At 74.5% G+C, this 12,854-nt stretch carries 10 protein-coding genes; 1 reads left to right on the top strand and 9 read right to left on the bottom strand.

The annotated features are described in order from the left end of the window. Positions 1-34 precede the first annotated feature (34 nt). The 5 genes from ACN9M0_RS32040 to ACN9M0_RS32020 all read right to left on the bottom strand — a co-directional run bounded on the left by ACN9M0_RS32040 (position 35) and on the right by ACN9M0_RS32020 (position 3,896). Positions 35-631 carry a hypothetical protein gene (locus ACN9M0_RS32040; protein WP_366038964.1) on the bottom strand — a complete coding sequence of 199 codons (597 nt, stop codon included), beginning with the start codon at positions 629-631 and terminating at the stop codon, positions 35-37. A 155-nt stretch (positions 632-786) separates the two neighbouring features. Continuing rightward, positions 787-1,548 carry a MerR family transcriptional regulator gene (locus tag ACN9M0_RS32035; RefSeq protein ID WP_366038963.1) on the bottom strand — a complete coding sequence of 254 codons (762 nt, stop codon included), beginning with the start codon at positions 1,546-1,548 and terminating at the stop codon, positions 787-789. Positions 1,549-1,634: 86 nt separating this feature from the next. Beyond that, positions 1,635-2,306 (bottom strand): hypothetical protein, encoded by a 672-nt coding sequence (locus ACN9M0_RS32030; RefSeq protein ID WP_426404643.1) that lies wholly within the window; start codon positions 2,304-2,306, stop codon positions 1,635-1,637. Then, positions 2,306-2,848, bottom strand: a complete 543-nt coding sequence (locus ACN9M0_RS32025) for a SigE family RNA polymerase sigma factor (RefSeq protein WP_426404642.1) — start codon at positions 2,846-2,848, stop codon at positions 2,306-2,308. Before ACN9M0_RS32025 ends, ACN9M0_RS32030 begins: the two co-directional genes overlap by 1 nt. Continuing rightward, positions 2,829-3,896 (bottom strand): LacI family DNA-binding transcriptional regulator, encoded by a 1,068-nt coding sequence (locus ACN9M0_RS32020; RefSeq protein WP_366038960.1) that lies wholly within the window; start codon positions 3,894-3,896, stop codon positions 2,829-2,831. Before ACN9M0_RS32020 ends, ACN9M0_RS32025 begins: the two co-directional genes overlap by 20 nt. 228 nt (positions 3,897-4,124) lie before the next feature. Here ACN9M0_RS32020 and ACN9M0_RS32015 point away from each other — a divergent pair, with 228 nt between their 5' ends. Beyond that, positions 4,125-7,073, top strand: coding sequence for a glycoside hydrolase family 2 TIM barrel-domain containing protein (locus ACN9M0_RS32015; RefSeq protein WP_426404641.1), 2,949 nt, complete (start codon positions 4,125-4,127; stop codon positions 7,071-7,073). 30 nt (positions 7,074-7,103) lie between these two features. On the opposite strand, the gene ACN9M0_RS32010 is transcribed toward ACN9M0_RS32015, so the two are convergent. The 4 genes from ACN9M0_RS32010 to ACN9M0_RS31995 all read right to left on the bottom strand — a co-directional run bounded on the left by ACN9M0_RS32010 (position 7,104) and on the right by ACN9M0_RS31995 (position 12,826). Beyond that, a complete protein-coding gene (locus tag ACN9M0_RS32010; protein ID WP_426404640.1) occupies positions 7,104-7,703 on the bottom strand; it encodes a DUF4328 domain-containing protein in 600 nt (199 codons plus the stop codon). A gap of 119 nt (positions 7,704-7,822) precedes the next feature. Next, a complete protein-coding gene (locus ACN9M0_RS32005) occupies positions 7,823-8,872 on the bottom strand; it encodes a rhamnogalacturonan acetylesterase (RefSeq protein ID WP_366038956.1) in 1,050 nt (349 codons plus the stop codon). A 17-nt stretch (positions 8,873-8,889) separates the two neighbouring features. After that, positions 8,890-11,622, bottom strand: a complete 2,733-nt coding sequence (locus ACN9M0_RS32000) for a Tat pathway signal sequence domain protein (RefSeq protein ID WP_426404639.1) — start codon at positions 11,620-11,622, stop codon at positions 8,890-8,892. A gap of 622 nt (positions 11,623-12,244) precedes the next feature. Next, positions 12,245-12,826: a hypothetical protein gene (locus ACN9M0_RS31995; RefSeq protein ID WP_366038954.1), complete on the bottom strand. Its 582-nt coding sequence runs from the start codon at positions 12,824-12,826 to the stop codon at positions 12,245-12,247. Positions 12,827-12,854 lie beyond the last annotated feature (28 nt).

Genomic DNA, 12,854 nt, shown 5'->3' with positions numbered 1-12,854 from the left:
CGGTCGGCCCTCGCTGCGTACACGTCCGGTCACGTCAGCCCTCGCTGCGTACGCGTCCGCTCCCGGCGCGCCGCCGCGCGTACGCGACGGTGAGCACCCCGAGCAGCGGCCCCCACAGCACGAGCGGGGCGTAACAGACGTAGTACGAGACGGCCATCCAGCCGCCCGTCCGGCTGGGGAAGTCGGCGGGGAGGGCGTCGCCGCGGATGGTGGTGCCCATGATCTCCGTGGCGAAGGCCAGCACGGTCCACAGCAGCGTGAGGGCCGTGGCCCCGAGAGCGGCGGGGACGAGCACCGCCGCCGGGGGGATCCGGCGTCCGCGCAGCACCGGGACCCAGGAGGGGACGACCTCGCCCCAGCGGGCGACGAGCCCGATCGCCGTGAACGCGACGGCCTCGGAGAAGAGCGAGAGGAAGACGATGTACGCCCGCTCGCCGATGCCGATCCCCGCGTCGAAGGCCGCCGGGAGCCGCCAGAGTCCGGCGGGAAGGACGGTGAACGGCACGGCGAGGGCGAGGGCCCGGGTGCGGCGCGAGACACCCGGGACGGGAGTGTGGGCGGCGCGCCAGGCGGCACGGAGCCGCCCGGGAGCGACCGGTACGCGGCCTTCGCTGCGGGAGAGCGTCTTCATCGCGCGGTCCTCGGTGTCGGTGGACCGGTGGTCGGCCCGTCGCCGACGACGATTCCGTCCGCGGGCGGTCCCGCGGATCGCCCGACGGACCGAACCCCCTCCGCCGCACGGGCGAGAGGGGGTCGGCCGGGAGTCGCGGGGCGCACCCCTCGACCTCAGCTCAGCCGGGTGTCCGCGTACACGTTCATCGCCTGCTGCTGGTACTCGGCGAGGCCGACGGCGATCCGGTCGAAGTTCTCGCGGAACCGCGGGTCCTCGGCGTAGGTCCTGGCCAGACCCCGGTACGCCTCGGCGTTCGGGGTCCAGAAGCGGCTGACGCCCGCGTGGTGGGCCTCCACCTCGGCCTGGACCGCCGGGTCGGCGACCGGCGTGCCGGCGGCCATGTGCTCGGCGAAACGGATCATCTGGGCGGTGGCCTCGCGCTGCCACTCCTCGGTGGTCTCGGGGGTCATCCCCTCGATGACCTGCTGGGTCCGCTCGTACGCCTCCGGCCACTTCTCCCGCGCCTCGGCCTCGATGTCCGGGTCGGCCTGGAAGCCCTCGAAGAGGTTCTCGGGGCGGTTGATGCTCACCATGTCCTGGTCCTCGCTTTCCTCGAGTTCGGCGATGGTGCGGGCGACCGTGCGGGCCAGGGTGCCGAGCCGGTCCTGCTCGGCGAGCAGCCTGGCGTGGTGCTCGCGCAGGACGGTCACGCGGTCGGCCCCGCTGTCCAGGACCTCCCGGATCTCGCGCAGGCCGAGGTCCAGCTCCCGCATGACCAGGATCTGCTGGAGGCGCAGCAGCTGGGGCTCCTCGTAGTGACGGTGCCCGTCGCTCGCGGTCCACGCGGGCGTCAGCAGGCCGATCTCGTCGTAGTGCCGCAGTGTCCGGGAGGTCACCCCGGACATCCGGGCCACGTCCACGATCGACCAGGCCATGACGGTGTCCTTCCTTCGCCGGGGACCGGTGTCTCCGGCCCCGTACGAAGACCGTAGGAGTTGACGCCGCGTCAACCGCAAGTCCTTCAGTCTCCGCCGCCGGGGCCGAAGCCGCCCCGGAGGGTGGTGCGGCCGCCGTCGGCTCCGGTGAGGAGCACGGTGTACGTGTCGGCCGAGGCGTCGCGTACGCCTTCGGCGTGGTTGTACTGGGCGGCGAAGGTGTGGGGGCCGGGCGGCACCGTCCGGCCCGGTTTGAGCACCCACCGGTAGACCAGGGCCCCGGGCTCCTCGGTCACCGTGACGGTGAAGTCCTCGGCGGGGCGGGTGCGCCAGTGGCCGGTGCTCACCATGCCGGGCGTGCGGGCGATCCGCAGCTCGACGGTGAGGCCGGCGACCGGCGATTCCGTCGTGAGCGCGAGGTCGGTCTGCGCCCACCAGCGGTTGCTGCCGGGGTCGATCGTGCCGGCCGCCCGTGCCGTCGGGCCGGGTGCGGGCAGGGTGGTGGCGGGTCCGGCGGGCCGGTCGCCCAGGGTGGTCACCGCGAGGCCGCCGAGGCCGACGACCCCGGCGACGGCCGCGGTGACGGCGACGACCGCGGTCCAGCGGCGGCCGTTCCACGCGCGCGGGGGCCTGGTCGGAGGGGTGTCCGGGGCGGGCGCGGCGAGGCCGCGTTCGACGCGGGCGAGGATGCGGGCGTGGTCGGGCCGGTGCGCGAGCGCGGCCTCCCGCAGTTCGCGGCGGAGCTGTGTCTCGTCCATCAGCGCCCTCCCGCGGCGAGTTCGGTGGTGGCGGCCCGGTCGCCGAGCAGCCGCTGGAGTTCCGCCATGCCCTTGGCGGTCTGGCTCTTGACCGTGCCGACGGAGACGCCGAGTGCGAGGGCCGTGTCGCGTTCGGAGAGGTCGAAGGCGTGCCGGAGCACGACGCAGGCGCGCTTGCGGAAGGGCAGGGCGCGCAGCGCGGTGCGGACGTCGAGGACGGCGGGGACGTCCGGGTCCTCGGTGTGTTCCGGGCGGCGGTCCCAGAAGGCGGCGATCCGGCGGCGTTCGCGGACGGTGCCGCGGATGCGGGTGCGGACGAGGTTGGTGACGACGCCCCGGGCGTAGGCGGCGGGGTGGTCGGCGGCGCGGACCCGGTCCCAGCGGTTCCAGAGGGCGAGCATGGCGTCGGCGGCGAGGTCGTCGGCGGCGTCGGACTCGCCGGTCAGGAGGTGGGCGAGGCGCGCGAGTTCGGCGTAGTGGCGCTCGAAGAAGGCCCGGAACTCCGTCGCGCTGTCGTCGGCCTCAGTGTCCGCCGTGATCACGACGGTCCTCGGTGCGGGGCGTGCCGGGCGCGGCAGGGCCCGTGCTGGCGCGGGCGGTCAGGCGGGGCGCGATGAGTTCCGTGCCGCGCGGGGCCTCGCCGGACAGGCGGGCGACGAGCCGTTCGACGGCGAGGCGGCCCATCTCCTGGGCGGGTACGGAGACGGCGGTGAGCGGGACGGAGGCGTGCAGGGCGACCTGGTCGGGGCAGATGGCGACGACGGAGACGTCCTCGGGCACGGCGCGGCCCTGGTGGCGCAGGAGGGCGAGGAGCGGTTCGACGGCGGCCTCGTTCTGGACGACGAGGGCCGTGGTGCCGGGGCGCTCCTCGAAGACGCGGGTGACGGCGGCGGCGACGGCCGCGTAGGTGCCCTCGACGGGCCGGTGGAGCAGTCCGAGGCCGTGGGCGCCGGCGGCGGCGCGCAGTCCGGTGAGGGTGCGGGCGGCGAAGCCCGTACCCCGCTCGTACACGGTGGGCGGTTCGCCGAGGACGGCGATCCGGGTGTGGCCGAGGCCGGCGAGGTGCTCGACGCAGCGGGCTCCGGCGGCCTCGAAGTCGAGGTCGACGCAGTCGAGTCCGGTGGCGTCGGCGGCTTCGGGGGTCTCGGCGGGCAGGCCGATGAGGACGGAGGGCCGTTCGGCCTGCTGGAGGAAGGGCAGCCGGGGGTCGTCGAGCCCCACGTCCATGACGATCATGGCGTCGGCGACGGCGCTGCCCTCGACGCGGCGGACGGCCTCGGGGCCTTCCTCACCGGTGAGCAGCAGCACGTCGTAGCCGTGGGAGCGGGCCGTGGTGGTGACGGCCATCGCGATCTCCATCATCACCGGGACGTAGAGGCCGGCGCGGAGCGGCATCATCAGGGCGAGGACGTTCGTCCGGCTGCTGGCGAGGGCGCGGGCGCCGGCGTGCGGCCGGTAGCCGAGGGTGTCGATGCTGTGCTGGATCCGCTCGCGGGTGGGGCCGGATATGGAGCGTTTGCCGCTGAGCACATAGCTGACGGTGCTGGCCGACACCCCGGCGTGGCGGGCGACATCGGCGAGGGTGACCACGTGCGTTCTCCTGGACGGTTCCCGGCGTTCCGGGCGGCCGCCCGACGATTCGGCTCCCGACCCTAAGCGGCGCTTCGACGAGCTGTCCAGGCGGGGCGCGAAGAGTCCAAGGGGCGGGGGGCCGGGCGGGGTTGTGCGCGGGCTTCCGGCGCGGTGGGATGGACACCGTCCGGCAAGCGCTTTCTGCGCTGCCACGGAGTTCCCCTTCCTCTCTCCGACAGGAGGACCGTGTCCGCCCTGCCCTGGTACGAAGACGTCTCTCCCGGTCGCGGTACGCTCCCGCCGCGCGCCTGGTACGCCCGCTCCGACGCCGCCGCCCTCTCCCTCGACGGCGACTGGGCCTTCCGCCTCTCCCCCACCGCCGGGACCGAGGACGCCTCCTTCGCGGCACCGGACTTCGACGCGAGCGCCTGGGGGACGGTCGCGGTGCCCGGCCACTGGGTGCTCCAGGGAAAGGGCGGGGAGTACGGCGGCCCCGCCTACACCAACGTCCGCTACCCCTTCCCCGTCGACGCGCCCCGCGTCCCCACCGAGAACCCGACCGGCGACCACCTGCGCCGCTTCGACCTGCCCGACGGCTGGCCCGCGGAAGGCGGGGCCGTCCTCCGCTTCGACGGGGTGGAGTCCTGCGCCCGGGTCTGGCTCAACGGCACGGAACTCGGCGACTTCAAGGGCTCCCGGCTGGCCCACGAGTTCGCCGTCGGCCCCCACCTCAAGCCTCGGGACAACGTCCTCGCCGTCCGCGTCCACCAGTGGTCGTCCGGCTCCTACCTGGAGGACCAGGACCAGTGGTGGCTGCCGGGCGTCTTCCGGGGCGTGACGCTGCTGCACCGGCCGGAGGGCGCGCCGGGCGACTTCTTCGTGCACGCCTCGTACGACCACGTCACCGGCGGCGGCACCCTGCGGGTCGAGTGCGACGTGCCCGGCCGGGTCACCGTGCCGGGGCTCGGCCTCGACCTCGCCACCGGGGAGGCGGCGACGGTGCCGGTCGAACCGTGGAGCGCCGAGGTCCCCCGCCTCTACGAAGGCGAGCTCGCGACCGCCGGCGAACGGATCCCGCTGCGGATCGGCTTCCGGACGGTCGCGGTCGAGGACGGCGTCCTCAAGGTCAACGGACGGCGGATCCTCTTCCGGGGCGTCAACCGGCACGAGTTCCACCCGGAGCGCGGCCGCGCCCTCGACCTCGCGACGATGCGCGCGGACGTGGAGCTGATGAAGCGGCACAACATCAACGCCGTCCGCACCTCCCACTACCCGCCGCACCCGGCCTTCCTCGACCTGTGCGACACCTACGGACTGTGGGTGATCGACGAGGGCGACCTGGAGACGCACGGCTTCGAGGACCTGGCCTGGCAGGGCAACCCGGTCGACGACCCGCGCTGGACCCCGGCCCTGCTCGACCGGGCGGCCCGGCTCGTCGAGCGGGACAAGAACCACCCCTCGGTCGTCCTGTGGTCGCTCGGCAACGAGTGCGGCACCGGCGCCGGGCTCACCGCGATGGCTCGTTGGATCCGCGACCGGGACCCGTCCCGGCTCGTCCACTACGAGGGCGACCGTTCCTGCGCCGACACCGACGTCTACTCCCGGATGTACCCGCCGCACGCCGAGGTCGAGGAGATCGGCCGCAGGGCCGACGAGGGCCCGGAGGCCCGGCGCGCGCTCCCCTTCATCCTGTGCGAGTACGCCCACGCCATGGGCAACGGGCCCGGCGGGCTCTCCGCTTACCAGCGGCTCTTCGAGACGTACGAGCGCTGCCAGGGCGGCTTCGTCTGGGAGTGGATCGACCACGGACTGCCCCACCCCGTCCACGGGTTCGGCTACGGCGGCGACTTCGGGGAGGAGCTGCACGACGGCAGCTTCGTCTGCGACGGGCTGTTGTTCCCCGACCGGACGCCGTCGCCGGGGCTCCTGGAGTACAAGAAGGTCATCGAGCCCGTCCGCATCGCCCCCGGCGGACCGGGCTCCGTGCTCGTCACGAACGGTCACGACGTCGCCGGTCTCGCGCATCTCGCCTTCACCTGGTCCTTCCTGGCCGACGGCGAGCCCCTCGCCACCGGCCCCCTCGAAGTGCCGGCGCTGGCCGCCGGGGAGAGTGCCCGCGTCGCGCTGCCCGCCCCACCGACGCATCCGGCGGGGGCCGAGACGCTGTGGACGGTACGGGCGACACTCGCCACCGACACCGTCTGGGCGCCGGCCGGGCACGAGGTCGCGTGGGGGCAGCTCCCGGTGTCGGCGGCCCCGCCCGCCCCGTACGGGACGACGGCTGTACGGCCTGACCGTGGGGCGGACGGGGAAGCCGTGGCCCGGACCGTCCCCGCCCCGCGCGAGACCGCGGCCGTGCGGCCGGTCCGCGCGGCGGACCGGATCACCCTCGGCCCGGGGGTGTTCGACGCCCGCACCGGAGCGCCGCTGGCCCTCGGCTCCCTTCCGGTCAACGGGGGCCTCCGCCTCGACGTCTGGCGGGCGCCCACCGACAACGACGAGGGCGCGCCCTGGCAGCCCGACGAGCGGCACGGGCCGCTCTGGCGCGAGCTCGGACTGCACCGGATGCGGCACCGCGTGGACGAGGTCGCCCTCGACGGCGACGCCCTCACCGTACGGACACGGGTGGCGCCGGCCGCGGAGGCCCTCGGCCTGCGCACCACGTACCGCTGGACCTCGGACGGCACCGCGCTGCGGCTCCGGGTGGAGGTCGAGCCCGAGGGCGACTGGCGGGTGCCGCTCCCCCGGCTGGGCGTCCGCCTCGGTCTGCCCGCCGCCCTGGACCGGGCCGTCTGGTACGGCGGCGGGCCGGGCGAGGCGTACCCGGACACCCGGGCCGCCGCCGGGCTCGGCCGCTGGGAGTCGACGGTCGCCGGGCTCCACACGCCGTACGTGCGCCCGCAGGAGAACGGGGCCCGGATCGACACCCGGTGGGTGGAACTGACCTCCGGGACGGAGGGCGTACGGGTGGCGGGCGACCCTGTCTTCGCGTTCACGGCCCGCCGCTGGACCACCGAGCGGCTGGACGCCGCCGCCCACGACAACGAGCTGGTGCCGGGCGACACGCTCTGGCTGCACCTGGACCACGCCCAGCACGGCATCGGCTCCCAGTCCTGCGGACCGGGGGTGCTGCCCGAACACCGGCTGGACGCGGCCCCGGCCGCGTTCTCCCTGACGTTCACCCCGCTCGGCTGACCGCCTCCCCGGTCCCCCAGGGGGCCGGGCTCAGGTCATGTTGAAGTACGGCAGGGGGCCGGCGGGCTGGTCGGCGGTCACCCGGCGGATGACCGCGAGCGCGAGGATCGTGCAGAGGATGTTGAGGCTCTCGTCGACCGGGTTGCGGTAGTCCGTCTGGTCGAGGATCAGGAGGTGGACGGCGACCGAGAGGGGGCCGTCGCAGAGCCAGGCGAACCACCAGGCGTTGATCAGCCAGGCGTCGCGGGGCGGACCGCCGGCCCGGCGGATGTCGAGGGTGATGCGGCGCGGCAGCCACCACATGGCGAGCGGAATGATCCAGGCGCCGAGGGCGAAGCCCGGGCCGTACCTGTGGGTGCCCGGGGCGAGCACCTCGGCGTTGCAGCGGACGCGATGGAACCAGACCAGGAACGCGATCCAGCACGCCACCTGGAGCACGGCCGGGAACGGGACCATCTCCTCGGAGAGCCAGGGCGAGTCCTGGCCCCCGGTCGCGAGGATGTAGACGTCCGCGAGCCCGGACGTGGCGATCAGCGACTGGGCGACGAGCGCGGGCCCGTTCGGGTTGCGGAATCTGTAGCGCGGCCCCCGCACGGCGGCCGGCCCGACGGGCACGTTGTACGCGTCCATGAACTGCTTTCCCCCCGGGATACGGTGCCGCCGCCGTGGTCCGCCACGGCGGCGGTGATCACCGCATCGTAGGTGCGCCCCGGAGGGGTTTCCAAGGGTCGGCGCCCCTGGGAAACCGTCTAACGGAACTGCGGTTCGGGGACGATGCCGCGGGCCCGTAGCTCGGCCGCGACGAGCGCCGCGTACTCCGTCGCCCCGCGGACCGAGGTGTGGGTGTTGTCCCGCTTCTCGGCCGTCAGGTAGAGCGCCTTGGACGCCTCGGGCCCCAGCTGTTCGACCCGGGCCTTCGTGAGGGCGGTGAGGTCGATCAGCGGGGTGCCGAGGGAGCCGGCGAGGGCCCGGATCTCGGCGGGGTGGTCGACGCCGAGGCCGTTGACGAGCAGGGCGATCCCGTTGTCCAGGGTGCCGTCGGCGTTGAACCAGCGGCGGACGATGGGGGTGACGAGGACGGGTTCGCCGCCCCTCGCCCGTACCCGCTCGACCAGGGTGGTCAGATTGGCCCGGTAGGTGGCCGCATCGGTCTGCTTGTCGTTGTGGGCGAGCTGGATCAGCACGGGGTCGCCGGGCCGGATCTCCGCCTCGACCCGGTCGAAGAGCGCCGGGTTCGCCAGGAAGGTGACCGTGCTCTCGCCGGAGTCGGCGTGGTTGGCGACGGCGACACCCCGCTCGAGGTGGACGGGCAGCATCTGGCCCCAGCCGGTGTACGGATCGCCCGGCTGGTCGCAGACCGTCGAGTCCCCGACCAGGAAGAGGCGCCGGGCGGCAGGGGCCGGGGTGATCCGCAGCGAGGTCACGCGCGGGGCGGACCCGCCGAGGACCAGGTCGAGGCCCGGGCTGCCGGCGGGCCCGGTGGGCTCGCCCTCCGGGTCGCGGACGTCCACGGTGAAGGAGCGCCGGAGCCGCTCCCCCGCCCCGGTGGCGGTCTCCGCGAGCAGCGCCCGCCGGGTCTCGCCGGTGACGGCGGTCGCCCCGGCGCTCTCGCCGCCGAGGGTCACGGTCACGTCGTACGTACCGGGGGCGACGTCGAAGTGGCAGGCGAGCGCCCCGGTTTCGGTGGGGACGCAGTGGTCGAGGCCCTGGCCGTAGGGACCGTCGGCGTGGGCGGCGGGTGCGGCGGCGAGCGTCCCGAGCAGGGTCGCCGCGGCGGCGAGGAGTGCGGTCTTCCTCATCGTGCGCCTCTCTGTGGTCACTTGGGGAGCTGGTCGCCGACGAGGGCGAGGTTCTGTATGGCGGCGAGGCCGAACAGGGCGGTGGTGTTGGTGCTGATCCACAGGTGCTCGTAGCCGGGTTCGAGGGCGGCGGAGCCCTGGACGGGGGTCTTGTCCCAGACCATGGCCGCCGTGTAGCCGTCGCTCTTGTCGAACTTGGCCCAGGCCCGCTGGGCGAGCTTGACGTCGTTCACCTGGGCGGCGGCGTAGGCGTCCAGGCGCGAGTGGCCCTGGAAGAGGAGGAGGGTGCCGAAGTTCTGTCCGTAGCGGGCGGCCTGTTCGGTCTTACTGGCGTTGAAGTAGCGGCAGTAGTCCAGCCAGGCGCTCTTGAACGCCGGCATGTCGACGAGGTCGATGAGTTCGGCGCACATCTCGACCAGGCCGAACATGGCGGAGAGGTGGGAGACGCCGACGACGGGCTTGTCGGCGACGGCGAAGCGGCCGGTGTCGAGGTCGTAGAGGCCGGTGCCCTGGACGAAGCCGTTGGGCTGGGCGGCGATCGTCTCCATGGTGGAGCGCAGCCGGGCCTCCGCCTTGGCGGCCTTCGGGCCGCCGCGCTCCCACTCGGTGAGCCATGCGGCGGCGAGACCGCTCCAGTCGGTGCCGAAGCCGACGGAGAGGGCGTGCCGGTCGGGGGTGTAGGGCTCGGTGCGGATCTTGCGGATGGGGTCGAGGACGAGGAAGGTCTCGTCGGAGTCGACCTGGTCGTGCATGAGGTCGCCGACGCGTTCGTCAGCGGTGAGGAAGTAGTAGGGGCGGCGGTAGACGGCGGTGGAGATGCGCTGCTGCTTGGCGCTGTCGGCGAAGTGCTGGACGCCGTGGCGGGTGCCGAGGCCGGCCCACTGCCCGAGGTGGTAGACGTCGACCTCCCCGGTGTGGCGGGTCATGGCCTCGGCGAAGCGGAAGACGTCGGCGCGGCCGGAGCGCAGGTAGGCGTACCAGAGCCAGAGGTCCGGCGAGAGCTCGGAGTTGTCCCAGGCGTAGCCGCCGACGTCGTACCGCCACTGGTGCCGGTCCTCGTCGTAGGTGTGCATGATGTCGCCGTAGTCCCAGAAGCCGTACCAACGGCGCTGCTCAGCCTGGTCCTTGTAGTAGGTGAAGAGGTAGTCGAGGTGGTCCTCGATCCTCGCCTTCGCGGGCGTGGAGCGGTCGACGGGCGAGAAGAGCCCGCCGAACACCCGGGCGCGGACGAGGTCTTCGGGGCTCACGGCCAGCTGCGGCGGGGTACGGACGGCGGCGGCCTGGGCGACGAGCGCGCCGGCGGTCGGCGTGGCGGCGTTGGCCCAGAACATCAGCTCGCTGGTACGGGCGATGCCGTACGGGGTGCCGAAGCCGGGCTCGTGGTCCTCGTAGGTGATGTTGAGCCCTTCGAGCTGCTCGGCGTACGTGTCCTGGCCCATGCCGTCGTGGTAGAAGCGCAGGTCCATGGGCTGGGCCTCGGGCGACCACAGCCAGAGGGTGACCTCGGCGGCGTCGCCGGCCGCGCCCCGGATGTCGAGCTGGGCGGGGTGCTTCTGCCAGAAGTCCCGCAGGCCGAAGGAGAGTCCGCCGGTCACGCCGCCGACGTAGCCGAAGCCGCTCGCGCGGCGGCCGCCGCCGGCCGCGATCCAGCCGTGGCCCGGCTTGGTGCGCTTGCGGAGGGTGAAGCCGTCGGCGGAGAGCTGGGCGAGGGTGTAGTCGCCCCAGGTCGGGACGTACTGCATGCGGGTGGTGACGCGCTGGTCCCAGGTGGCGGGGTCGGGCAGCTTCTCGCCCTTGACCTGGGCCGTGCGGACGGCGGCGCCGGGGTCACGGCGCAGCCCGGTGACGCCCTGGACGGCCTCCGTGAGGAAGCCTTCGCCCTCGCCCGCGATGCGGACGTGCCGGTCGTAGGCGGCGTCGCGCATCGGGACGGTGAAGCGGACGCCGAGGCCGCGGATGAAGTCCTTGTTCTGGTCGCCGTCGTAGGTGATCGTGTGGACCATGCGGAAGGACTCGGAACCGGCGTAGAAGTACAACCGCACGGAGAACGGCAGCCAACTCCTGCTTCCCTTGCGGTGCTTGCCGTCGATACGGACCACGGCCCGGACGGGGCCGCTCTGTTCGACGGTGGCACCGGAGATCTCCCCGTCGAACCGCTCCCACTTGGCGTTGCCCTGGTCGCCGTCGTCGAGGTCGCTCTGCCGGAGGAGGACGAGACGGCCGTCGGTGGCGATCTTCACACCGTCCCGGGTGACGGACTCGACGAGCTTCCCGCCGTCCTTGGACACGACGGCCCGGACGGTGCCGGTGTCGACGGTGATCCGGCGACCGGACTCGGAGACGGAGACGGTCTTCGCGGCGGCGGCGGGGACCCCCGGGGCGAGGGTGAACCGCTCGGCGCCCGCGGCCTCGGGACCGACGGCGTGCGCGGTCCACTTGAGGGAGCCGTCGGGCCAGCGGGCGGTGGTCCAGGTCTGCACGGGGACTGCGGCGCCGTCGGCGGTGGTCAGCGCGAAGGCCTGGTCGCCGGGGTGCACGCCCTTGGGCCAGGCCACACCGAAGGTCGACCCGGCGGCCGCCCCGAGCCCACCGGGCTCCAGCCACGCGACGGTCGCGGGCCGGTCGTCCGACGGGGCCTCGGCAGGCACGGCGGCCCGGGCGTCCCCACGCCCGAGCGCCCAACTGAACTGCGCGGCGGCCCCGGCCACGGCGGCGGCCTTGAGGAGAGAACGACGAGGTAGAGAGGACACGGGAACTCCTTTCAGGGGCATGCACGACGGCATGCCGGGGGAAGCGGGAGGTACGGGAACGGGGCCGACGGGGCGGCGGTGACAGGGCCGGCGGCCTGGGCGCCCGAAGGCGGGGCGGGAGCGCCCGGCGCCGGCGCCCGAGCCCGTCGCCCCGCCGTGTACGCGCCCGGCGGGGCGGCGCCCACCCACCGCGTGAACGCACGCCCGGCGGGGCGGCGCCCACCCACCGCGTGAACGCACGCCCGGCGGGGCGGCGCCCACCCACCGTGTGGGCAATCGTCCCGCTGGGGCGATGGGGGTCCCCCTGCCCGAGCGAAGCCGAGAGCTTGGGGGAGGGTGGGCACACGGGACGGCGCCCTCAGCGGCGCCTCCGCCTTCTGCGCCCTGACCCGCACCTTCTTGCGCGCCGTACCTGCGGTGCGGGTTCAGGCGCGGAAGCCTAGGCCCGGCAACGGGCGCCGTCCGTTGTGCCCACCCGTTCCGCCCCAGCGGAACAACTGCCCACAACGGGGGTGGCGGGGCGTGCCGGCCCAGCGCGGCGGCGGCCACAACGGGGGGGCGCGGCCCCCGGACCTGCGCGGCGGCTGCCCGCAACGAGGGCGGGCGCACCGCCCCGCCCAGGTCACCCCGGCGTCAAGGGCGTCCCGCGGTGTTCCGCCGCCACCGTCGCGGCCACCAGGACGCCCACCGCCGGCAGAGCCAGTGGCGCGGAGAACCAGGCCGACGCGGCGATCACCGCCAGGCCGCAGACCACGAGCAGCGAACCCGCCGGGTCGCGCAGCGTGCGGCGCGCCGCGGGGCCCAGCAGACCCCGCCAGCGCAGCCCCGCGCGCCAGGCCGTGGCCGCCCGCAGGACGGTGACCGTCAGCCAGAGCGCCGCGAGGATCGCCACCGCGCCGGCCGCCCGTCCGCCCGGCACGGGCAGCGCCCGTACGAGCATCAGGTCGGCGGCCGCCAGGGCGAGCGCGGCCGCGTAGCCGAGGCCCGTCGCCCAGCCCCCGCCCCGCAGGGCGCCGCGCAGGTCGGCGGCGTAGTACCGCAGCCCGGCGTCCTCGCCACCGGTCCAGCGCCGCAGGTGCGCCGCACCGGCCGCGAGCGCCGCCGGGAGCGTGACCAGCGGCAGGGCGGCGAGGGCGGTCCACACCCCCACGAGGAGGCTCTCGGCGAAGACCGCGAAACGGGCCCGGAAGCGTTCGCCCCTCATCTGGGCCCCCTCGTCCGGGCCCTCTCGT

Source organism: Streptomyces sp. R-07 (assembly GCF_049913175.1).
Classification (GTDB): Bacteria; Actinomycetota; Actinomycetes; order Streptomycetales; family Streptomycetaceae; genus Streptomyces.
This window is presented reverse-complemented; position numbering and strand designations above follow the sequence as displayed.

Excerpts from the sequence above, each read along its gene's own strand:
- ACN9M0_RS32040 (WP_366038964.1), bottom strand. The coding sequence starts at position 631 with ATGAAGACGCTCTCCCGCAGCGAAGGCCGCGTACCGGTCGCTCCCGGG.
- ACN9M0_RS32035 (WP_366038963.1), bottom strand. The coding sequence starts at position 1,548 with ATGGCCTGGTCGATCGTGGACGTGGCCCGGATGTCCGGGGTGACCTCC.
- ACN9M0_RS32030 (WP_426404643.1), bottom strand. The coding sequence starts at position 2,306 with ATGGACGAGACACAGCTCCGCCGCGAACTGCGGGAGGCCGCGCTCGCG.
- ACN9M0_RS32010 (WP_426404640.1), bottom strand. The coding sequence starts at position 7,703 with ATGGACGCGTACAACGTGCCCGTCGGGCCGGCCGCCGTGCGGGGGCCG.
- ACN9M0_RS32005 (WP_366038956.1), bottom strand. The coding sequence starts at position 8,872 with ATGAGGAAGACCGCACTCCTCGCCGCCGCGGCGACCCTGCTCGGGACG.
- ACN9M0_RS31995 (WP_366038954.1), bottom strand. The coding sequence starts at position 12,826 with ATGAGGGGCGAACGCTTCCGGGCCCGTTTCGCGGTCTTCGCCGAGAGC.